The organism is Pseudomonas sp. DNDY-54 (assembly GCF_019880365.1).
Taxonomy (GTDB): Bacteria; Pseudomonadota; Gammaproteobacteria; order Pseudomonadales; family Pseudomonadaceae; genus Stutzerimonas; species Stutzerimonas stutzeri_P.
The window spans coordinates 1,979,348-2,002,195 of record NZ_CP082271.1 but is presented as its reverse complement, the minus strand read 5'-3'; the positions used below and the strand labels follow the sequence as shown (position 1 = coordinate 2,002,195).

General features: G+C 60.6%; 19 protein-coding genes. 6 read left to right on the top strand and 13 right to left on the bottom strand.

Annotated elements, in window-relative coordinates:
• Positions 1-62 precede the first annotated feature (62 nt).
• On the bottom strand, positions 63-968 hold the full coding sequence (locus K4O48_RS09390; protein WP_222911738.1) for a LysR family transcriptional regulator: 906 nt from the start codon (positions 966-968) through the stop codon (positions 63-65).
• A 248-nt stretch (positions 969-1,216) separates the two neighbouring features.
• Here K4O48_RS09390 and K4O48_RS09385 point away from each other — a divergent pair, with 248 nt between their 5' ends.
• The 3 genes from K4O48_RS09385 (at position 1,217) to K4O48_RS09375 (ending at position 6,014) form a co-directional block, all read left to right on the top strand.
• Positions 1,217-2,185: an oxidoreductase gene (locus K4O48_RS09385; RefSeq protein WP_404441588.1), complete on the top strand. Its 969-nt coding sequence runs from the start codon at positions 1,217-1,219 to the stop codon at positions 2,183-2,185.
• Positions 2,186-2,253: 68 nt separating this feature from the next.
• Entirely contained in the window at positions 2,254-3,600 is a 1,347-nt protein-coding gene (locus K4O48_RS09380) for an NTP/NDP exchange transporter (RefSeq protein ID WP_222911736.1), read from the top strand.
• A 140-nt stretch (positions 3,601-3,740) separates the two neighbouring features.
• The gene (locus tag K4O48_RS09375; protein ID WP_222911735.1) at positions 3,741-6,014 is read left to right on the top strand and encodes an MHYT domain-containing protein; all 2,274 of its coding nucleotides are present in this window, start codon (positions 3,741-3,743) and stop codon (positions 6,012-6,014) included.
• Between the two features lie 104 nt (positions 6,015-6,118).
• On the opposite strand, the gene K4O48_RS09370 is transcribed toward K4O48_RS09375, so the two are convergent.
• Entirely contained in the window at positions 6,119-6,991 is an 873-nt protein-coding gene (locus tag K4O48_RS09370; RefSeq protein ID WP_222911734.1) for a helix-turn-helix domain-containing protein, read from the bottom strand.
• A gap of 585 nt (positions 6,992-7,576) precedes the next feature.
• Between K4O48_RS09370 and K4O48_RS09365 the strand changes: the two genes are divergently transcribed.
• On the top strand, positions 7,577-8,473 hold the full coding sequence (locus tag K4O48_RS09365) for an alpha/beta hydrolase family protein (RefSeq protein WP_222911733.1): 897 nt from the start codon (positions 7,577-7,579) through the stop codon (positions 8,471-8,473).
• A gap of 373 nt (positions 8,474-8,846) precedes the next feature.
• On the top strand, positions 8,847-9,239 hold the full coding sequence (locus tag K4O48_RS09360) for a hypothetical protein (protein ID WP_260523721.1): 393 nt from the start codon (positions 8,847-8,849) through the stop codon (positions 9,237-9,239).
• A 69-nt stretch (positions 9,240-9,308) separates the two neighbouring features.
• Here the strand turns inward: K4O48_RS09360 and K4O48_RS09355 are convergent, their stop codons facing one another.
• Positions 9,309-10,949: a Na+/H+ antiporter gene (locus tag K4O48_RS09355; RefSeq protein ID WP_222911731.1), complete on the bottom strand. Its 1,641-nt coding sequence runs from the start codon at positions 10,947-10,949 to the stop codon at positions 9,309-9,311.
• Positions 10,950-11,477: 528 nt separating this feature from the next.
• On the opposite strand from K4O48_RS09355, the gene K4O48_RS09350 reads away from it, so the two are divergent.
• Complete coding sequence (locus K4O48_RS09350) at positions 11,478-13,205, top strand: tannase/feruloyl esterase family alpha/beta hydrolase (protein WP_222911730.1); 1,728 nt, start codon at positions 11,478-11,480, stop codon at positions 13,203-13,205.
• Positions 13,206-13,296: 91 nt separating this feature from the next.
• Here K4O48_RS09350 and pcaD read toward each other — a convergent pair whose 3' ends face one another.
• The 10 genes from pcaD to K4O48_RS09300 all read right to left on the bottom strand — a co-directional run bounded on the left by pcaD (position 13,297) and on the right by K4O48_RS09300 (position 22,839).
• Positions 13,297-14,082, bottom strand: a complete 786-nt coding sequence (gene pcaD, locus K4O48_RS09345) for a 3-oxoadipate enol-lactonase (RefSeq protein ID WP_222911729.1) — start codon at positions 14,080-14,082, stop codon at positions 13,297-13,299.
• Positions 14,083-14,529: 447 nt separating this feature from the next.
• The gene (pcaF, locus tag K4O48_RS09340) at positions 14,530-15,735 is read right to left on the bottom strand and encodes a 3-oxoadipyl-CoA thiolase (protein WP_222911728.1); all 1,206 of its coding nucleotides are present in this window, start codon (positions 15,733-15,735) and stop codon (positions 14,530-14,532) included.
• Positions 15,732-16,526, bottom strand: coding sequence for a CoA-transferase subunit beta (locus tag K4O48_RS09335; RefSeq protein ID WP_222911727.1), 795 nt, complete (start codon positions 16,524-16,526; stop codon positions 15,732-15,734). Before K4O48_RS09335 ends, pcaF begins: the two co-directional genes overlap by 4 nt.
• On the bottom strand, positions 16,526-17,395 hold the full coding sequence (locus tag K4O48_RS09330; protein WP_222911726.1) for a CoA transferase subunit A: 870 nt from the start codon (positions 17,393-17,395) through the stop codon (positions 16,526-16,528). The genes K4O48_RS09335 and K4O48_RS09330 overlap by 1 nt, the downstream gene beginning before the upstream one ends.
• A 162-nt stretch (positions 17,396-17,557) precedes the next feature.
• A complete protein-coding gene (locus K4O48_RS09325; protein WP_073299691.1) occupies positions 17,558-18,400 on the bottom strand; it encodes an IclR family transcriptional regulator C-terminal domain-containing protein in 843 nt (280 codons plus the stop codon).
• A gap of 135 nt (positions 18,401-18,535) precedes the next feature.
• On the bottom strand, positions 18,536-19,762 hold the full coding sequence (locus K4O48_RS09320) for a benzoate/H(+) symporter BenE family transporter (RefSeq protein WP_222911725.1): 1,227 nt from the start codon (positions 19,760-19,762) through the stop codon (positions 18,536-18,538).
• 403 nt (positions 19,763-20,165) lie between these two features.
• A complete protein-coding gene (locus tag K4O48_RS09315) occupies positions 20,166-20,375 on the bottom strand; it encodes a hypothetical protein (protein ID WP_222911724.1) in 210 nt (69 codons plus the stop codon).
• Between the two features lie 25 nt (positions 20,376-20,400).
• A complete protein-coding gene (catA, locus tag K4O48_RS09310) occupies positions 20,401-21,339 on the bottom strand; it encodes a catechol 1,2-dioxygenase (RefSeq protein WP_222911723.1) in 939 nt (312 codons plus the stop codon).
• A gap of 71 nt (positions 21,340-21,410) precedes the next feature.
• On the bottom strand, positions 21,411-21,701 hold the full coding sequence (gene catC, locus K4O48_RS09305; protein ID WP_222911722.1) for a muconolactone Delta-isomerase: 291 nt from the start codon (positions 21,699-21,701) through the stop codon (positions 21,411-21,413).
• Positions 21,702-21,717: 16 nt separating this feature from the next.
• The gene (locus K4O48_RS09300; protein WP_222911721.1) at positions 21,718-22,839 is read right to left on the bottom strand and encodes a muconate cycloisomerase family protein; all 1,122 of its coding nucleotides are present in this window, start codon (positions 22,837-22,839) and stop codon (positions 21,718-21,720) included.
• Positions 22,840-22,848: the final 9 nt, after the last annotated feature.

The window sequence follows — 22,848 nt, the reverse complement described above, 5'->3', positions numbered from 1 at the left end:
GACGCTGGCATACCCAAGCCTGCCGGGTTAGCGGGCCGAGGCGAGCTCAGCACAGGCATCCATTACGTTGCTCGGATCGCTTCGGCCTTTATGAAGTCGATGAAGGCTCGAAGTGGCGATGGCATATGACGGCGCCCATGGTAGTAGAGGTAGGGTCCGTCAAACGCCTGCCACCAATCCTTGAGAATGGGAGTCAGGCGGCCGTCCGCCAGGGGTTCGCGGAGAAAGTCTTCGAACGTGTAGATGATGCCTAGCCCGTTGATGGCGGCGCTGGTCTTGAGGTCATGCGAAGAGGTTACAAGCTGGCCTCGCGGCGGAACTCGCAGAATTCGGCCGTCCTTCTCAAATTCGAAGATGCCCACCTTGCCGTTTTCGAAACGGTGACCGAGTAGCTGATGTTCGGTTAGCTGTGCGGGGTGCTCGGGCGTACCACACGCTTTCAAATACGCTGGCGCAGCAGCTGCGACGAAACGCTGCCTTCTGGGCCCGATTGGCACCGCAATCATGTCTTTGGCGAGACTTTCCTCGTATCGCACGCCCGCGTCATAGCCGGCACCGATGACATCGATGAACGTGTTCTCCATCACCACTTCAACGTTGACGCCTGGATGAAGCGTGATGAAGCGGCTCAACAGGTCAGGGAGAAGGTAGCGCGCCACCGGTACAGGCACGTTCAGCTTCAGCGTGCCTACCGGGCGTTGGGCTTCATCATCCAGATCGTTGAACGCCGCTCTGATCTCTTCGAGCGCCGGGCGTAGACGTTCGAGCAACCGCGTCCCCGCACTGGTTGGCGTGACGCTACGCGTGGTGCGGTTAAGCAACCGCACGCCCAGATCCCGCTCCAGGCGGCGTATGCAGTCGCTAAGCGAAGACGCCGACATTCCCCGCGTCTGAGCCGCGGACCTAAAACCTCCTGCGTCGACCACAGCGGCAAACAGAGCCACATCGCTCAGATTAGGCTGGCGCATCGGAATCACCTTCTTGACCGTGCCAAAAACTGTACGAGACAGCGTACAACCCGTCCACATTTACCCGGATTATCAAGCCATAGCCCGAGCGTAATACTCCTCGCGTCGACCTCGCGCTCAACCAGAGTCGCGGTCATTTAACGACGATGGAGGAAACTGCCATGTGGACCATATTCCACGCATCCGACCGGGGCGCTGCCAACCCCGTCCACGGAGTGTTAAAGATAACGAGAGCCCTGCTCGCCGGAATGGCACTGGCGGCCGCTTTCACGGCTGAAGCCGCCGACCGGGTCTCGCCGGACCCGGACTGGACCGCAACGGATATGCCGTCCCAGGAGGGCCGCATCGTGCTGATTACCGGAGGCACCAGCGGGATGGGCTATGAGGACGCCCTAGCCCTTTCCAGAGCCGGTGCGCAGGTCATCATTGCGGCGCGCAATACGGAACGAGGCCAGCAAGCGGTCAATCGGATACACCAACAGGTACCCGATGCGAACGTGACGTTCGAACGCGTGGATCTGGCCAACCTGGCGTCGGTGCACGAGTTGGCGACCCGCCTCACAACCCGCCTGCCGCGACTCGATGTGCTGATCAACAACGCAGCCATCATGGCCCCGCCCGAGCGTGGCATTTCCGCCGATGGCTTCGAGCTGCAGTTCGCAACCAACTATCTCGGTCACTTCGCGCTCACCGGTCTGCTCATGCCGCTGTTGGGTGAAAGCGATGACGCCCGCGTGGTGAGTCTGTCGAGCATCGCTGCCGCCCGCGGCCAATTCAACTTCGACGACCTACAGGCCGAACAGCGCTACGACCCTTACGCAACCTACGCCCAATCAAAACTGGCGATGCTGATGTGGGCGTTCGAACTTCAGCGACGTAGCAAAGCGTCTGGCTGGGGCATCAGGAGTATCGCCGCGCACCCAGGCGTCGCTGTGACCGAATTGGTGGAGCGAGGCCCAGGGCTCGATAGCCAATTTGGCGCCACGTGGGCACAGGACCGAGATGACTATCACTCGGCGGCGCAAGGGGCACTCTCCACGTTGTACGCCGCGACATCGCCGGACGCTGCCGGCGGCGCCTATTACGGGCCGACCGGCGACGAAGAAAAACGTGGACCGCTTGGCTTTGCCAGAACGCCAGAGACGGCTGAGCGCCGCGCCGATGCTGCCAGGTTGTGGAGCCTGTCGGAACGACTCTCGGGCGTGACTTATCCCTGAATGCGCCTGGCACGGCCCATCGGGGCCGTGCCAGGCGCCCGATGCATCCTCTCTCAGGAGCAGCTGCTATGAACATATCGTCCCTGTCGTATCGCTTGAGTGTTGCAATCAATGCCGACGACCACGAGCTAGCCCCGGCGCTGTCCGGCTTTACGTTGTTTTTCTGCCTGTTCAGCGGGTATTTCATGTTGCGCCCCATACGCGAGGCCATGGGTGTGTCGGCCGGTGTAGACAACCTCCAATGGCTGTTCACGGCGACTTTCGTCGTCATGCTTGTCGCGGTTCCGCTGTTCGCATGGCTCAGCGCCCGAGTGGTGCGCCTGCATTTTGTCGACTGGGTATTCGGGTTTTTCTGCGTCAACCTGATGGTCTTCGCAGCCCTGTTTTATCTCCGCGATAACGGCCCCTGGATGGCGCGGGTCTTCTTTGTGTGGATATCGGTCTACAACCTGTTTGTCGTGTCCGTCGCCTGGAGTCTGATGGCGGACGTGTTCGACGGCGCGCAGGCCAAACGCCTGTTCGCATTCATCGCTGCGGGCGCCAGCGTGGGGGGGCTGGTTGGGCCTGCGCTGAGTGCATTGTTGGTCGAGCATTTGGGTGAGGCCGGTTTGATGCTCCTGGCCGGGCTTCTACTGGGCGTCGCCTTGGCGCTCAAGCACTCGCTGATGCGTTGGCGTGAGATTGGCGGTGCGGGTCGCCCGGGTGCCGCGCCAACTGAAAGCACGCGCAGGCCTTTGCCCGGAAATCCTTTCAGCGGCATGACGCGCGTACTGCAGTCGCCCTATCTGCTCGGCATTGCTGGTTTCGTCCTTCTGCTGGCGACCGTAAACACATTTCTGTATTTCGAGCAGGCACGTCTGGTGGCCGAGCTATTTCCTGAGCGTGATGAGCAAATCCGCGTGTTCGGCATGATTGATCTAGTCGTTCAGGCCGGCGCCCTACTGTCTCAGGTTTTCATTACCGGGCGCGTCGCGCATAAGCTGGGTGTCCGCACGCTTCTGGTAATCGTGCCGCTACTAGTGAGCGTTGGTTTTCTGGGGCTTGCCCTAGCCCCCAGCTTCGCCGTGCTGGCGGCGCTGATGATCGTACGTCGCATCGGCGAATATGCGTTCGTCAGGCCGGGACGGGAGATGCTGTTCGCACCACTCGATGCTGAAAGCAAATACAAGGCAAAGAATGTCATCGACACCGTGGTCTATCGAGCCGGTGACGCCGTTAGCGGCTGGGCCAAAAGCGCTTTGGATATGATCAGTCAGGGTGTAGGGCTGGCAGCGGTAATCGGGGCCGGCTGCGCCTTGCTATGGGCCTATGTCGGATGGACGCTTGGTCAACAGGCAGACCGACGAAGCCAGACAGGTCCGAGCGGCCAGCCGGGCACACTGCAAACAAAAGCGCCTGTGGCATCTGGCGGGTAGCGCTCCCGCTGAAAATTGAAAGCGCTACGCACGGCCAATCAAGATTCAATGGAGGGCCGTTTGGTCGCAAAGCCTGGCGGCCAAGCGCAAGCCTGCCAAACTGTTGAAAAACGGCCCTGTTGCTACCTAATGGAAGCCCTATGCCCACGACGTACAATTTCGCGCTGGTCTGCCTGTCCATCATGATCGCCATCACCGGCTCGTTCACGGCGTTGGACCTCGCCAACAGAGCGCGCGCTTCGGCGGCATGGGTCAGGCATACCTGGCTAGGCGCTGCGGCTGTATGCATGGGTGGCAGCATATGGTCGATGCACTTCGTGGGGATGCTGGCGTTTGGTATGCCAGGCATGGAAATTCACTACGATCTGACGCTCACGCTCTGGTCGTTGATCGTGCCGATAGCGGTCACCGCCATCAGTTTTTTTGCCGTCAATGCGCACGGCCTCTCCCTTAGAACACTCCTGATCGGCGGCATGTTCATGGGGCTCGGAATCGGCGCCATGCACTACATGGGCATGGCCGCCATGACCATGCATGCTGAGCTGTCTTACGACCCGCTCTGGGTCCTGGCGTCCTTCGCCATCTCGATTGGTGCAGCAACCACGGCGCTCTGGCTGTCGGCTCGCGGTCGGCGGCTCTGGCTACAGGGCATAGCGGCGATAGCGATGGGATTTGCAATCGCCGGGATGCACTACACGGCAATGGCCGGCGCGCGCTTCACACCGTTGGATGATGCGATACCGGCGATGCCGAGCAACAATCTGGATCTGCTGACACTTGCGCTTGCCGTCGCGGGCTCGACCTTTCTGGTTCTGTTCCTGGGGCTCTCCTCTTCAATGTATGACCGTCGCCTGGCGGCCGTTAACGAAAGGGAAGCGGCTGCGCTACGTCAAAGTGAAGAGCGCTTCCGTGAGCTCTACATGAAGACACCGCTACCGCTCCACGCACTCGATCAGGACGGCCGATTGGAATCGGTCAGCGATGCCTGGCTTGGCCTTCTGGGTTATCGTCGCGAGGATGTGATCGGCAGACCGCTGGTTAATTTCATGACGGAAGCGTCCGCCCGCCAGTTGCTCAGCCATGACTGGCCCCATCTGCTAAAGACGGGCAGTTACGTTGATGCTGACTACCGTTTCGTTAGCAAAACGGGTGAATTCATCGACGTGCTCGCATCAGCACGTCTTGAGCAGCTGGCGCAGCGCCCGTTTATCTTCGGTGGCCTGGTCAACGTAACCGAACGTCGTCAAGCCGAAGCCGCACTTCGCCAAGCCCACAAGATGGAAGCGATTGGAAGGCTGACGGGCGGCATCGCCCATGATTTCAACAATCTGCTCGCGGTCGTGCTTGGCAATCTGGAATTGCTCCGTAAACGGCTGCCGGGGGCCGAGGCGCGTGTCGGCACATTGATCGACAACGCGCTGCAAGCAACTCAACGTGGCGTTAGCCTGACTCAACGCATGCTTGCCTTCGCACGAAAGCAGGAGCTGCGCCCCACCTCAGTTTCCATGCCAGACGTCGTGTTGAATATGCGGGAAATATTGCAGCGGCTGGTCGAGGCGAATGTCGAGATCGACACCCGATTCCCGCTTAATTTGCCCCTTGCCTATGTCGATGAGAACCAGCTCGAGATGGCGCTGCTTAACCTGGTCGTCAACGCACGCGACGCCATGCCCAACGGCGGCACGATCTGCATCGAGGGTCAGCTTCGTTCCTCTTCTGACTCCCCTGGCCAACCGTTCAAGGATTTCGTGGCGCTAACCGTACGTGATGACGGCTGTGGTATGAGCCCCGAGACGGTCGCACGCGCGACGGAGCCGTTCTTCACGACTAAAGGAACGGGCAAGGGAACAGGGCTCGGCCTTTCGATGGCGCAGGGTCTGGCAGAGCAGTCAGGGGGGCGCCTGGTAATTGAAAGCAGCCCCGGCAAGGGCACAACGGTCGAATTATGGCTGCCGATTGGTGTTGCGGCGACGGCGACCGAACCGCCGCGAAACAAAAACGACCACCCGGCTGAGCCAGGCATGGCGGCGCTTTCCATCCTTGTGGTCGACGACGACCCCCTCGTCCTGGCAAATACCAGTGCTCTGCTCGAAGACCAGGGTCATCACGTAGTGGCGGTAGCAGATGGCCAGGCCGCACTCGCCTCGCTGCGCAAGCACGGCGCGGTCGATATTCTTGTCACCGACCAGATGATGCCGGGCCTGACAGGGACGCAACTAGCGGATATCGTCGCCGCCGAACGACCGGAGTTACCGATTCTGCTTGTAAGCGGCTATGCCGAGTTGCCAGCCGGCAGCCATGCTCGGCGTGTGCTCGCCAAACCCTTTACGCAACAGTCATTGATCAGCGCCATCAGCGAGACGCTCGGGCGCACCAGTTCAGGCGTGGTAGTCCCGCTTCATACCCGACGCTGATCGGGCAATTCCCGTCTTTGGGCACAGCTAACAAGCTGGCGAGGCCTTTAGGCAGCGTCATTCAACAATCGCCGTATTGCGAAGCCCAAGGGCAGCTTCATGGGTTAGCGGTAGATGATTTCGTCGTCCGTTCCGGCTTGAACCGATAGGTGCGGTTGCGGTGCATAGCGTTCTTCGACGATGAACTTCGCATGGGTATTTCGGGAGAACGCATACGAAAAGTTCACCCCAAAAAAGCCGCTATAACAGCGTGACAGATGGGCGGTGTCGGTGAAGCCGGACCGCTTGATCGCCGTCGCGGTAGGCACGCCGGACACGGTCAATGTGACGAACTCTATCAACCTGTACCAGAGACGATGCCTGCGCAGAGGCGCGCCAACATGAACACTGAACAACCGTATCAGCCCTGACTCTGACAACCCTACCTCGTGCGCCAGCGATCTAACCGAAATGTTGAGCGAAGCGGTGTCCCTGAGACGCGCAATAACATGCGTAATCCGAGGGTCAGTGCTGAGCGCCGTATCAGCGCCTGCATATCGACTGATGAGGTGCTCCAATCGGCGCTGCGCTTCTGCAAAATCCGGGGCGTCATCACGTAGCTGGACCAGATCCCCAGCAAATTGGTCTTCGTCTTCCAGGTTGTAATAGACCCCAGCGGCGACCGACTCCATCTTTTTCTTCAACAACTGAAAGTCCGACCTGCCGGCATCCAGATAACAGGCTGACATCACACCGCCCTGGTTTTCGATGCTGATCCGGCTACCGGCTGGGATGAGCAGGCTCTTCGCGCCTATCCATCTGTTATCGCCGAGAACCTGGAATCGCACCGCGCCTTCGAGGCATATCAGCAACGAAGACGCTGCGGAATGCAGGTCCCTGATCCGTAGCTGCGTGCGTCCAAGATAGAGATATCTCTTATTGGAAACGTAGACCAGCGCAGGCGGCGTTGCGGGTTTGATAATGAGGTCATCGGCCATGATTGTTTATTATTGTAGTTGCACATTGTGATCGCACTTTAATATTAGCGCCGACATCCCGAACGCTTAACCGTTGAGCCGAGTCTAGCCACCACGCCCTAACTGTCAAAAAAGACGAACCACATTACAGCAGGGACTTCCCGGCCTAGAGACGCTCAGCGCTAGCAAGTTTGAGGAAGCCTCACTTACATAAACGACGCGCGCCACTTCATGACCGGTCCATCTAATAAATGATCATTCATGGCACATATAAACCCACGTACTATTGAACTAACTTAAAACAGCCAGTGCATCCTTTCGCATCGCCGCCGACGGCAACAAACTCGCGCCCTCCTGCCTGCTTTTTATAGATCTACGAGCTGTGAACACCTGGCGCTCGGGCACATGACCGCCTCGCTTATTACCAACTCCCCCTTTCGGATACAGCGGTAGCCGCTTATTAAGGCCGGCAGTTACTTGTATGAAATGAGCGACATCTTCGATTGTCGCCTATGCACCCCCTTGATAATTTCGTCCGGCAGCCGCAGGACATTGCGCGGCGACGCTGATGATTGTCCGGTCACAACAATAACAAGAGAGAACAACATGAAGATCAATATGTCGATAGCAAAGACAGCGCTACTTGCCACGTCATTACTGGTAACCACCTATGCGTTTTCCGCACCAGGCCCATCTGCCCCATGCACAGACTGCACGCGCGGGCCGACGCCCACTGTTGCCTCGTTGAAAAGTAATTCAGGTCCGTTCAACGTGAGTGAGTTTTCGGTCTCGGGTTACCTTAAAGGCTTTGGGGATAGCACTGTGCATTACCCCACCAATGCAACAGGGAAGATGGGCGCCATTGCCGTGATTCCAGGCTATCTGTCGTATGAAAGCAGTATCGAATGGTGGGGACCGCGTTTGGCGTCGCACGGTTTCGTGGTCATTACCATGAACACCAACACCATCTACGACCAACCGGACAGCCGCGCCAACCAGCTCAGCCGTGCACTGGATTACGTCATTGAACAAAGCAATAGCCGTTACAGCCCGATTGCCGGAAAGGTCGACAGCACGCGACTAGGCGCGATCGGCTGGTCAATGGGGGGTGGTGGTTCGCTGAAACTCTCTACGGAACGTTCACTTAACGCAATCATTCCTCAAGCACCCTATTACGCCGGCTTTAACAGCTTCGACACGATCAAGACGCCTACGATGATTCTGGCGTGTGGTGCAGACGTGGTTGCGCCTGTGCGATCGCACGCCTCCCCGTTCTACAACGAAATCCCCAACGCCACCCCGAAGGCCTTTCTGGAGATATATGGCGGATCACACTTTTGCGCTAACACCGACTACCCCAACGAAGACCTGCTAGGCATGTACGGCATCTCCTGGATGAAGCGCTTCATCGACTTCGATCGCCGCTACGACCAGTTCCTCTGCGGCCCAAATCACGAGGCGGACCTGAGCATCTCCGAGTACCGCGAGAACTGCAATTACTGAGCAACCTGATCTACTCGTAAAGCAAAAGGGGCCGTTCCTGGAGAACTGCCCCTTTTCGTTTGTGACTGACCCATCCACCAACTGCTCAACGGCTGCCCTCACTCCTTGATCGCACTTCCCCGCCCCGCAACGGGCAGTCGAGCGCCTAACGCTTCATTCCAGCGTCCAGAAAACTGCTCCGTCTGCCTAAACAATACCCGCCATGGACCGATAACCCGGTACGCCAAGCGAGACGCACACCCTTTTACTGTGCCGCGCGGCGCTTCCCGGCCGGTTTCGCCACCTCCTGCTTCACGTGTCGCATGAGGTTCCGAGTTCGGTATTGTCCATCCGCGAGCGGAGCCTCACCGTGCAACTCATCGATAACCGAGCCTTGATCAACGATGCCCTGAGCCAATCTGCAGCGCTGACCGGAGGTCGTTTTGATCATCGCTATTGGTTGAGTAAGGTGGCGGACGTGAAGCTTCTGATCATCTCCAAGCCGGAGGTGCTCTTCGATCTATCGGTAAAGGTCTATATCCCGCTGACGCCCGGGCAGAATGTGCCCCTCACCTACGGCGACGGTTGGTTCAACTGGCATTTCTTGGGTAGCAAAAGCGCGATGGTCACGATCGCCCGCGAAATCCTCTCCATGGCGATGCGCAACCAGAAATCCAACTCGGTCGTGCTACAGGCATGGCTGGCCGAACTGGTGTCGTTCAAGCACAGCGACCATACGATCGCCGTGCTCGAACCGGAGCCGCAGCAAGACCAGGCGGGCCGCTAAACCCGGACGCGCTCGTGCGATGCGTGATGAGAGCGCACCAGGCGCCCAATTGACCCAGCGAGACCTGACCTAAGCGGTCTCGCCGGCACCCAGCGCGGCCTCTTCATAATCGAGATCACGCAGCAGGGTCTGAAGCATTTGTTCATCGATCAGGTGTCGCTTCCTCATCCGGTACATTTCCTTGCGCTGCACGGCAATGGCCTGCACGCGTATATCGCGCTCTAACGCCAGCGTTTCCCTTGCCTGATTGGCTCGATCATGGTGATCCATCAAGGCCTCGATGTCGTGCCGGTAGGACTCAGTTACCCGCGCGGTGACTTCGCTGCGCAGTAGCGCATCGTCCGGATCCTCGACCGGGTTGGCCTGTTTCCAGTTCTCAAGCCAGCTGACCGCCGCTTGCGCAGCGATTCGGCGGGCTTTCTTGAGTTCTTCCCGATGTTCCTCGAAGTCGTTGTTCGGCAACTGTTTGAGGAAATAGGGAATGCCCAGCGCGCCGACCAGTAGTGAAAGGATGATTACCGCCGCCGCCAGGAAAATCATCAGGTCCCGCCCCGGAAACGGCGTATCGCCAATCATCAACGGGATCGAGAGCACGCCAGCCAGTGTTATGGCGCCCCGGACACCCGCCACCGCACTCAGCGCTGAAAAAAGGCGAAGCGGTTTCGGTTGCACGGTCTTTCCGAGCAAGCGCCGTACGCGAGCTTCGCTCCAGTGATAGCCATAAACGAAGGCAAAACGGATGATCAGCAACAGCGCCATGATCGCCAAGGCGCTGAATATCAGCATGGGCATGCTGTAGGTGCCCTGCCCCGCGGCTTCCCATACGCGCTCGACGATCCGCGGAAACTGCAGACCCAGCAACAGAAACACCAGACCGTTGAAGCTGAAGTCGAGCATTTCCCAGATGCTTCGGTTGAGAATTCGGGTACTGGTCTTCACCGGCAGCATGTCGATGCGGCTCTGCACCATGCCCGCCGCTACCGCCGAGAGGATGCCGGACATTCCCGCATGCTCGGCGAGGAAGAACGCCGCAAACGGCAGTAGCAGAATCATCACGACGTATGTCGAGGGATCGAAGAGCCCGCGTGCCGTCATCCACTGTTTGCCCTTGCCTACCACCCAGCTCAGCGCCGCGCCGATCAGCAAACCGCCGAGCGCAATGACAAAAAACTCACCAGTAACCGAAACCAGCGAAAAGCTGCCAGTGATTGCCGCCGCCAGCGCGAACTTGAACGAAACGAGGCCGGTGGCGTCGTTCATCATCGCCTCGCCTTCGAGCTGGTGTGCCATATGCCGCGGCAGTCGACCCTGTCCAATGGCGATGACCGCCAGCGCGTCGGTCGGCGAAAGAATCGCAGCCAGCGCAAAGGCCGCGCCAAGCGGAATGGCGGGCAGCAGCCAATGAATGAAGTACCCGACCACCACCAGAATGATCAGGACCAGCACCAACGCCATGGCGGTCATTTCCGCGCCGTGCTCGGTGAACTCGCGCTTTGGAATTTTCCAACCGTCATAAAACAGCAGCGGCGGGATAAAGAGCAGCATGAAAATTTCCGGCCGCAACTCGACACCCATTCCGAACGGCGGAAGCGCTAAAAGGCTACCCATGATGATCTGCAGGATGGGCAGCGGCAGCGCGACGACATTAGCCAATACGCGGCTTACACCTACCGCGAGCAACAGCAGGAAGATCAGGTAAAGCGTTTCCATGGGGCGGGCGATTCTCTACGGAATTTGGGAAGGCATGCGACCGTTGCGCACATGCGACAAAAGTATAGTCAGGGGTTTTGGGAATAGCCGGGCTCGTTCGTCAGATCGGTTCGTACTAACCGATCCGGAGCCCGCACCCTTACGTAACCCGGAGACAGCGAAGACGACACCTCACTTGCCGCCGTCACACGTGCCCCGCACATAATCGGAGGCCATGTACGCCGCCTGTCGAATCGTCCGGGTGGTGAGACAGAGTGTCCGGTGAACATGACACTCAGGCGTCGAATGTCTCGCTCGCTGGACGGTGCCCATCCACACGCGCAACTGCTTCGCGACTTCTATCGTTGAGCTAAAGCGGGTTAGCACGCATTCGATACCGGCTATCGGCGGCTTACCGGCACGGGCTCGTGGTGGCACGGCTTTGGCTCTCTCCACGGTGCCCTAGTCGCTGACGTGCAGTCCTGCCAGAAGCACCTGGCACCGATTGCTAGCGATACGACAACAACAAAAAGAAGAAGGACGTCATCAATGAAAGCACCTCGCAGAACCCGTCTACTCAACATCCGATCAACGCCTCTGCGCGTGGCCGTGCCCGCCTTGCTGGCGTTGGCCATCGCGCAGCCAACCCTAGCCGCCTCGTGTAGCGAGCTGAACGGCGCACGGATCCCGGCCGCAGCGATCATGTTGCCTACGTCAGGTGCGACAGTGACCGCCGCGGCAGCCGTACCGGGCGGCGGCGCGGCGCCACAGACGTTCGGTCCTTATTGCGAGCTGGACGTGGCAATCGCCCCGGTAGACCCAAGCGCTCCGACGATCAAGATGAAGATCGCCTTGCCGGACGCCTGGAACCAAAAAGCAATGATGTTCGGCGGTGGCGGCTACAACGGCACCATTCCCAATGTCGCCGGCAATGTCCCGGCAGGCCCTGTCGACCAGCCTACGCCACTCGGGCGTGGCTATGCCGTATTCGGCAGTGACTCGGGCCATGTGGCCAACCCGGTCAACCCCGGAGATTTCGCCTGGAACGATGAAGCGTTGGCCAATTACGCCCACGACGCGCTGAAAAAAACACGCGATACGGCGATGTACCTGATCGAGCAGCGCTATGGACAACAGCCTGTACGCAGCTACTTTGCCGGCGGCTCGACCGGCGGCCGTGAAGCGCTCGCCGTCGTCCAGCAGTGGCCGGACGATTTCCACGGAGCCATCGTTCTCTATCCGGCCTATAACGCCGCGGCGCTGGATCTGCAGTTCGGTCGCATCACCCGCGCACTGGCGGAGCCGGGGGCGTTTCCGAACCTGGAAAAGCGAGCAGCGCTGTTGCAAGCCGCCATGCAGGCCTGTGACGGGCTAGATGGTGCGCAGGACCGTGTCATCAGCAATCAGGGCGCCTGCAACGCCTGGTTTGACCCGTCCAAAGCAAAGCTCAACGGCCGTCCGCTACGCTGCCGCGGCGGCGTCGACACGGGAAACAGCTGCCTGTCCGACGCACAGATCACCGCGCTCAAGGTGTTCGATACCCCCATTCGCTTCAGCCAGCCTCTGGCAAGCGGCGAGCGCGGCTACCCCGGTTTCAATACCTGGGGAACCGATCTGGGACGTCCCGGCGCCGGCTTGCAATTGGTGGTCAACCGTCTGGGCTTGAACACGTTGCAACCGGACTACCCAATGCCGGTCCATGGCACCGGTTTCGCCGACGGTGCGCCGTACCATTCAGGATTCTGGGATGAGTGGGTACGCTACTTCGTCACCCGTAACCCCTCGTTCAACTCGCTGACGCTGGACCCAGCCAACCTCGGACCTTGGCAGGCACGTGTCGATGCGCTGTCGCTGCGCCAGGACGTTAACGAGACTGACCTGTCCGCCTTCGCGGCCAACGGTGGCAAGATCCTGATGGCTCACGGTACATCGGATCAGTTGGTCAGCACGCGCGCGACCGCTGAATACTATCGCCGTGTGCAACGGGACATGGGGATGGGCCGCACTCGGCATTTCATGCGCTACTACGAGATACCGGGCTATGCCCACGCGGCGAGTACCGTCTTCAACGCCGCCTGGGATTCGCTGACGGCGCTGGAGAACTGGGTGGAGATGGGTGTCGCCCCACGTCGACAGGTCGTTACCGACACTGTCGCGGTTCCGGGTCGCACGCGGCCACTCTGCGAGTATCCCGCTTGGCCGAAATACAAAGGTCGCGGCGACGTGAACGATGCGTCGAGGTTCGTCTGCGTGAAGACCCGCAACACACGGTACTGACGTGGTCGCGTCCTCAGCCAACACCAACGGGACGCCGCGACGCACATCCGGCAGTGCTAAATCCTGGGCCTTGGGTGGCCCAGGTACGCCATCAGCGCAGGAAAGCCAGCACGCGCTGAGTGAAGGCGTCACCGGCCTCCACGTTGGAAAGGTGTGCAGCCTCGAATTCGACGAGTTCCGCGCCCTCCACCCGCGCCTGTATAAAACGACCATGGTCGGGTGTCGTCACAGGGTCCTGGCTGCCACAGACGATCAGCGTCGGCACTTTGATAGCGCCGAGCTGCTCACGGTAATCGGCGTCACGCACCGCAGCGCAATTGGCGGCATAACCGGCGGGTGAGGTGCTGGCAATCATCTGGGTAATGCGCGCGACTTTGGCCAGCTGCTGCTCAGCAAATGCCGGGGTAAACCAACGAGAGACGGACGCATCGCGCATGTCGCGCATGGTCTGTTCGCCGCCTTCTAGCACGGTGTCGATGCGCTCATTCCAGACCTCATCGGTGCCGATTTTCGCGCCGGTATTGCAGACCACCAGCCGCGTCAGACGCTCGCCTGCATGGATGCCGAGCCATTGACCAATCAGGCCGCCCATGGACAGACCACAGAAGGCGAAGCGGTCGATACCCAGCGCGTCTGCCAGGCCCAGCACATCGCGGCCAAGTTGCTCGATGCTGTAGGGCCCCGGCGTGACGGACGAGCTGCCGTGGCCGCGTGTGTCGTAGCGCAGCACCCGGAACTGCTCGCTGAAGGCAGGCACCTGGGCATCCCACATCTCGTGCGTGGTGCCCAGCGAGTTGGACAGCACCAGCACCGGCGCATCGACCGGGCCTTCGAGACGGTAGTTCAGTTCGCCATCGGCGAGTTTGACGGTGGGCATGGCAAATCTCTCTGGGAAATTGATCTAAAATTAGCCAAAAACGAGCGAAAACGACGGGCTTGCGGCGTGCCGCAATGTGTAATCCATCATGGCGCGAAGCCCATCAAAAGCCGTATGCCGCGATGGCGGTCACAACGGTGGGCTGAAGCCCACCCTACGGGAGCGGACCTCCACACAAAGGTTGGCTTCGTAGAGTGGGCCCGGGGGGCGCTCTGCTTCACCCCCACTGCGTAAAGGCTCAGCACGGCCGTAGGGTGGGCTTCACCATCCTCCGCGCAAATGCTGGAGTCGAAAAATTTAAAGTTTGTGCTGAGGAATGAGCCGGCGCTGCACTAGCCATGAGCGGCTGAGCCCATCACAGCTGTGAAATATTGGTGGGCTGAAGCCCACCCTACCAGCGTGCAGCAGTTCTTGTAGGGTGGGCTTCAGCCCACCACGGCGCGCCTCCTAGACTTTCTCAACCGCTAACGCCAGTCCCTGCCCTACACCCACACACATGGTCGCCAGGCCGAGCTTGCCGCCGCTCTTTTCCAGCGCGTGCACCGTCGTCAGTACCAGCCGCGCGCCGCTCATACCCAACGGATGGCCGAGGGCAATGGCGCCACCCTGCGGGTTGACTTTTGGGCTGTCGTCTTCGAGACCAAGATCGCGAGTCACCGCTAGCGCTTGTGCGGCGAAGGCTTCATTGAGTTCGATTACGTCGAAGTCGCTTACTGCAAGGTTCAGTCGCTCGCACAGTTTGCGCACCGCCGGCACCGGACCGTAGCCCATTACGCGTGGCGCGACGCCAGCGCTGGCCATACCGAGCACCCTGGCGCGCGGCGTGAGACCGTACTTCTGTACCGCTTCAGCACTGGCGAGAATCAGCGCGGCGGCGCCATCGTTAACGCCCGACGCATTACCCGCAGTGACGGTCTTGTCCGGTCCGTTGACAGGTTTGAGCTTTGCCAGCGCCTCGGCCGTGGTGTCCGGACGCGGGTGCTCGTCGGTATCCACGACGGTGTCACCCTTGCGGCCCTTGATCACCACCGGAACGATTTCCTCAGCGAAGAACCCCGCGGCCTGCGCCTTGCCGGTGCGCTGCTGGCTGCGCAGGGCGAAAGCGTCCTGATCCTCGCGGCTGATTTTGTGCGCTTCCGCAACGTTGTCAGCGGTCTGCGGCATGGCATCGACGCCGTACATTTCTTTCATCTTCGGGTTGATGAAGCGCCACCCGATGGTGGTGTCCTCGATCTTCTGGGTTCTGCCGAAGGCGGTGTCGGCCTTGCCCATCACGTAAGGCGCGCGGGTCATGGACTCGACCCCGCCGGCGATGGCCAACTCCATCTCACCACAGGCAATGGCGCGGAAGGCGCTGCCCACGGCATCCATCCCCGAGGCGCAGAGGCGGTTAAGGGTCACACCCGGCACGGTTTCCGGCAGGCCGGCCAGCAGTGCGGCCATGCGCGCCACGTTACGGTTGTCCTCGCCGGCCTGGTTGGCGCTACCCATGAAGACCTCTTCGATCGCTGCAGGATCGAGTCCGGGATTGCGTTCCAGCAGGGCTTTGATCGGCGTGGCCGCCAGGTCGTCGGTACGCACGGCAGCCAAAGCCCCGCCGAAGCGGCCGATGGGCGTCCGTACGGCGTCGCAGATAAAGACTTCGCGTGTCACTCGTCACCTCCAGATTGTCCGTGGGCGGCAGCGGTGCGGGCTTCAAGGGCACGCAGCGCTCCCAGCTCGTGTTCGGTTGGTGGCGCGGTTTCGCCCAGATCATCAGCGAACCGAATCGCCCACCCGGTGTTTTCGACCACCTGTTCACGGGTCACACCCGGATGCAGCGAGGTCACCACGAATTCGTTGGACCCCGCTTCGGGCTCCATGATGCACAGGTCGGTGATGATTCCCACCGGCCCATTGCCTGGCAAACCGAGCTGCTTGCGATGCTCCCCGCCTTCACCAAAACCGACCGACGTGATGAACGCCAGCTTGTCGACGAAGGTGCGATGCGATTGCTTGAGGATGATCAGCACCTGCTTCGCCGAGCCGGCAATTTCTGGCGCGCCGCCCGCCCCTGGCAAGCGAACTTTCGGTTGGTGATAGTCGCCAATCACCGTGGTGTTGATGTTGCCGTACTTGTCGACCTGCGCCGCGCCGAGGAAACCGACGTCGATCCGCCCGCCCTGCAGCCAGTATCGGAATATCTCGGCGGTCGGCACCACGGTGTCGGCCGTCTCCGCCAGCTCGCCATCACCGATGGACAAGGGCAATACGGACGGCTTGGCACCGATCGGACCGGACTCATAGATCAGCACCACTTCAGGCGCATGGGCCAGGCGAGCCAAGTTGGCCGCCTTGGACGGCAGGCCGATGCCGACAAAACAGACACTCCCATTACCCAGGCGACGGGACGCTGCAACCGTCATCATTTCGTTTGTGCTGTAGTCATTGGCGTGAGCGTTCATCAGTTGGCCTCCTGCTGCGCGGCCAGCTTGGCCCCTATCTTTTCTTGAAAGGCTGAAAAATCTTCGGTACCGCGAATGAACTCGTCGATCCAGGCGGTGAAGCTGTCGCGGTCGCGAGCAACCGGGTCCCACTGCTGGTAGAAGCGGTTGTCGCGCTCGTAATAGCCATGCGCGTAGGACGGATGCGCCCCTCCCGGCACCAGACAAACGGCGCTCAACGCCCAGGTCGGCAGGACGCAGGCATTCATCGGGGCCTGAAGGTCATCGACGATTTCTTCGACGGTAACGATGCAGCGCTTGGCCGCCAGCGCCGCTTCCTTCTGCACGCCAAGAATCCCGGCAATCAGCACGTTGCCTTTGCGGTCGGCTTTCTGCGCATGGATCACGGTGACATCCGGGCGCACGCTCGGCACGGCAGCCAGTTTTTCACCGGTGAAGGGGCAATCGATGAACTTGATCATCGGATTGACCTTTGGAAGGTCCGAGCCCAGATAGGCCCGCAGCACGGCGAACGGCAGACCCGAAGCGCCAGCGACATAGGCATTAGCCAGGTCAGCATGGCTGTGCTCTTCGATCTCCAGCGGCTGCGGCCACTGTTTTTCTACAGCGTCACGGAGGCGATGAAGGGAGCCGACGCCCGGATTGCCGCCCCAGGAAAACACCAGCTTTTTCGCGCAGCCGGCACCGATCAGCAGGTCATAGACGAGGTCGGGCGTCATCCGCACCAGTGTCAGGTCCTTTTTGTCCTGGCGAATGATCTCGTGCGCAGCGGCCGTTGGAATCAGGTGCGTGAAGCCTTCAAGGGCAACGGTATCCCCGCTGCTGACGAAGCGATCCACTGCTTCGCGAAGGGATAGGAGTTCAGCCATGGGTCGGTCTCATGTTGGTGTCTGGGTGCGCAGAGAGAAGCGCGTGCCATCAACACTAACCACCGAATGAAACCAGAACAATCCGATAATCGATTCATTGTGCGATTATCGAACAGAAGCGTACCCGTCCCGGCAAGTTTGAATGAGCACCGGCGTGGTCAATCAGTGGAAGAGTCGCGTGCTCAGTTCCCTGCTCGCCTCCAGCAAAACCGGCAGGAAGCGGGACTCCAGCTCCTGCTTGGTCACCCGGCTCGCATGGGTGCCAACGTTGAGCGCGGCCAGCACCTGCCCGGCAGAGTCCTTCAGCGGCACGGCCAGCGAGCGCAAGCCGACCTCAAGCTCCTGATCGATGATGACCCAACCCTTCTGCCTTATTTCCTCAACCGACGCACGAATCGCTTCAGGCGTATGCAGCGTGCGGCTGGTCTTGACCTGAAGATTCGCGTGCTCGAGGTACTCCGTCAGTGCCGCGTCGTCCAGCGCAGCCAGCAGAATCCGACCCATCGAGGTGCAGTAGGCAGGCAAACGGCTGCCCACGCTGAGATCCACCGAGATCAACCGCTGGGGCGTGGCCGATCGCGCCACATACAGCACTTCGTCGCCTTCCAGCGTGGCCATCGAACAGGCTTCGTGTAGCTCATCGCTGAGCCGATCGAGGATCGGCTGCGCCGTCACCGCCAGCGGTGTGGACGACAGATAGGCGTGCCCGAGCGTGAGGACTTTTGGCAACAACGAATAGGTGCGCCCATCGGTCGTGGCGTAACCGAGCTTGATCAATGTGTGCAGGCAGCGCCGCACGGCCGCCCGTGGAATCTCCGTGCGGTGGCTGATCTGCGCGATAGTCAGATGACGTTTGCGCTCCTGGAACGCATGGATCACTGCTAGCCCTCGCGCCAGCGACGTCATGAAATTCGGGTCGCCGGTCAGCGCCTCGATTCGCTTGGCGGGCGAGGCGATGATGGCCGGCGCCATAGGGGCAAGGTTGGGGCGAGATTCGTCGGTCATGAGCGGCAGCTTCGGCTAGGAACGATGGGCGATTATCGTCCGGCAGGTCGATAATCGCAAAACCACCCCATACTCAGATGTGGACTTCGGTCGCGCCCATATACCTGCTTGGTTCAGGGCAGGTCATTGATTGACTCAGCGCGCTGGCTGCTCCTTTTCTAGCGGTGCTGGCGTGCTGATAGGCGAAGGCGCTCGAGAACGCCGGGGCGTGAGCAGCACGTGGGCAGCGATGCCAAAGATCAGCCCCCAGAACGCAGCGGACAGACCGAGCAATGACATGCCAGACGCCGTGACAAGGAAGGTAATCAACGCAGCTTCGCGATCTTCCGGCACCGACATCGCGGTACTCAATGCCCCGCCAATGGCCGCGAGGAGCGCCAGCCCCGCCAGCGCCGCAATCAGCGCAGCGGGAAAGGCGGTGAAGATCGAAACCAGCGTGGCGCCAAAGATGCCCAGCAGCAGATAGAACAGCCCACCGGAGATTCCAGCAACGTAGCGTTTGTCGGGGTCTTCGTGAGATTCCTTGCCGGTGCAGATCGCAGCCGTGATTGCCGCAAGGTTCAGACCGTGGCAGCCAAACGGTGCAAGCAGCAAACTGCCCAGCGCGCTGCTGCTGATCAGCGGACTCGCGGGCGTCTGATAACCGTCATTACGCAGCACCGCCATGCCCGGTACGAACTGGCCGGTCAGCGACACCATCACCAACGGAAACGCGACGCCAAGGATGACATGCCAACTGAACTCGGGTGTGATCCAGACTGGCGTCGCGAGCCCGATCACCAGCGCCTCGCTGTGCAGCTCGCCGCTACCGGCCGCGATGGCCACGCCGACGATCAGCACTGCCATGACGGCGTAGCGAGGCATCACTCGTTTGAACAGCAGGTAGGTGCCGAGCATCGCCAACACCAACCAGGGTTGCTCCTTCACCGAAACGAACAATCCCGTGCCGAAGCGAAACAGAATGCCGGCGAGCATGGCGGCCGAAATCGCCGCAGGGACTCGGCGGATGATCTTGTCGAACGCCCCAGAAAGCCCGACCAGCAGAATAATCACGCTGGATACCAGATAGGCGCCAACCGCCTGGTTCATGCTGATGTCCGGCAACATGGTGACCAGCAACGCCGAACCCGGTGCGGACCAGGCAATGATGATCGGCACCTTGTAACGCAGACTCAGCACAATGCCGAGCACACCGCTGCCGATGGAGACAGTCCAGACCCAGGACGACACCACCTCACGCGGCAGACCGCCCGCTTCTGCCGCCTGGAAGATGATGACCAGTGGGCCTGCATAGGAAATCACCGTCGCAATAAAGCCCGCGATCACGGCGGAGAGGGAGATGTCTCTCAAAAGCCTGTTCATGACGCCTCGCAAGTCATGCCTGGCGGTCCGTGACAACGTCCGGATCGCTCGTATTGTGGGTGTGCTTCTGAGCGTAGGGTGGATGACGCTTCACCCATCCACCGCCGGCACCGCAAAAAGCAGGTGGATGAAAACGGCGTCATCCACCCTACGTTAACTTGGGCACGGTGTCGTTTCTTCCACTGTGCCGAACAGCGCACCCATCGCGCTCCCAGCCTGTTCCCTTGCGTAGGGTGGATGACGCTTCACCCATCCACCACCGGCACCGCAAAAAAAGCCGGTGGATGAAAACGGCGTCATCCACCCTACGTTGCCTTGGGCACGGTGTCGTTTCTTCCACTGTGCCGACCAGCGCACCCATCGTCCCTATCAGGCAATTCCCTTACGTAGGGTGGATGACGCTTCACCCATCCACCGCCGGCACCGCAAAAAGCCGGTGGATGAAAACAGCGTCATCCACCCGATGTTGCCTTGGGTGTAGCGTCGTTTCTTCCACTGTGCCGAACAGCGCACCCATCGACCCTATCAGGCAATCCCTTGCGTAGGGTGGATGACGCTCCACCCATCCACCACCGGCACCGCAAAAAAAGCCGGTGGATGAAAACAGCGTCATCCACCCTACTTCGGCCGACGATTGGTTACGCCTCCTGCAGCGCCCTAGGTCGGCGGCTGCGCTGCTCGGCCGTTGGAGCAGGCGCCTGCTGCAACTGGAAGTCGAACTCGACTTCAGCAAATCGCCCTTCCACACCGCGGGCATGCGACGCTTCCGGATCATCGTTGAAGTGAATGTCACCAATGAGCCCGTCGCGGGTGGCGTAGGCGAAGTCGTCCCAGAGATATTTGTCACCCGACAGGTTGATCTGCGTGGTCAGGTGGCGATGACCAGGCGCTGAGATGAAGAAATGAATGTGCGCCGGGCGCTGACCGTGGCGGCCCAGCTGGTTCAGCATTTCCTGGGTCGGACCATCCGGCGAACAGCCGTAGCCGGACGGCACGATGCTGCGAGCGCGGTAGCGGCCTTCGGCATCGGTGATGATTCGGCGACGCAGGTTGTAATCCGATTGGCTCTTGTCGAAGTACGAGTAGTTGCCCTGGGTGTTGGCGTGCCACAGGTCCACCGTAGCACCGGCCAGTGGTTTGCCATCCGGCCCGGTGACCTGGCCGTGAAGGAACATCACCGTGGCGACGCCATCTTCGCTGCCGTCATCCATACGCGCTTCGCCTTCCACGATCGGCGCGCCTGCGACATACAGCGGGCCTTCGATCGTGCGCGGGGTGCCGCCAGTCAGGCCGACTTCAGCGTCCTTAGCGTCTTCGAGCAAATCGAGAAAATGCTCGAGGCCGAGCCCGGCCACCAGCAGACCAGCTTCATTGCGGCCGCCGAGGCGGTTGATGTAATCCACCGCTTTCCAGAACTCATCCTGAGTGATTTCCAGGTCTTCAATGATCCGTGCCGCATCGGACAGAATGCGGTGGGTCACAGTCTTCATGCGGCTGCTGCCCTGGTCGTTTTGAAAGCCGCTGGCTTCCTTGAAGAATTGCTGGACTTCCGGGGAGTGGGAAATTTTCACAGTCATGGCTCAGGCCTCATCTTGTAGTTGTGGTGACGCGATTAGCTGGCCGGCGCACGCCGGCCTTGGAAAGTCGATCAGCTGTCGTCTTCACGAATCGAGGACGGGTGCCGGCACAGCGGATTGACCTCGATCTCCATGTAGGGGAACAGCGGCAGCTGCATCAGGGTGTCGTGCAGTTCCTGCACGCTGGCGACGTCGAACACGCTGTAGTTGGCGTACTGGCCGGCGATGCGCCACAGGTGGCGCCACTTGCCTTCGCGCATCAGGCTTTGCGCCAATTCCTTCTCGTCAGCCTTCAGCTTGAACGCCTTGCCGGGGTCCATATCGACGGGCAGTTTTACGATCATCTTTACGTGGAACAGCATCGGTTCAGCCTCCGTTTTACGTGCGGCTGAAGAACGCCAGGCGCTCTTCATCGAGGGTCAGACCCAGGCCCGGCGTGCGCGGCACTTCCAGCTGGAAGTCGCGGTAAACCGGCGCCTCGGTGACGATTTCTTCGGTGAGCAACAGCGGCCCGAATAGCTCGGTGCCCCAGGTCAGCTTGTTGAGGGTGACGAAGGCATGCGCCGAAGCCAGGGTGCCGATGGCGCCTTCGAGCATGGTGCCGCCATACAGCGCAATACCGGCTGCCTCGGCGATCTGCGCGGTACGCAGCACGGCACGCGGGCCGCCGTTCTTTGCAATCTTTAAGGCGAATATGCTGGCCGCGCCATCGGCGGCCAGGCTGAAGGCATCCTCGACGCTTTCGATGGACTCGTCGGCCATGATCGGTGCCGGGCTACGCTGGTTCAGGCGAATCTGCCCGCCGCGGTTGATCCGCGAGATCGGCTGTTCGATCAGGTCGATGCCGTTGTCGCCCAGCACCTGGCAGGCACGCAGGGCCACCGACTCGTCCCACGCCTGGTTGACGTCGACGCGCACGCTGGCGCGCTCGCCGAGGGCCTGCTTGATGGCGATGACATGCTTGAGGTCGGCATTCACCTCACCGGCGCCGATCTTCAGCTTGAAGATGCGATGGCGGCGGATATCCAGCATGCGCTCGGCCTCCTCGATGTCCTTCGCCGTGTTGCCGCTGGCAAGGGTCCAGGCGACTTCCAGACTGTCACGCACACGGCCGCCGAGCAGCTCGCTGACCGGCAGCCCGAGGCGCTTGCCCTGGGCATCCAGCAGCGCGCTTTCCAGGCCGGACTTGGCGAAGGTGTTGCCCTTCGCCGCCTTGTCCAGCCGCAGCATGGCGGCGTTGATATTCGCCGCGTCCTGCCCCACCAGCAGTGGGCCGAGGTGGCTGTCGATGTTTTGCTTGATGCTCTCCGGGCTCTCGTTGCCGTAGGCCAGGCCACCGATGGTGGTGGCTTCGCCGATGCCTTCGATACCGTCGCTGCACTGCACACGGATGATCACCAGCGTCTGTTGCTGCATGGTGTGCATCGCCAGCTTATGCGGACGGATGGTCGGCAGGTCGACGATGATTGCCTGGATGCTTTCGATCAGGATGGGGCTCATATCGATTTC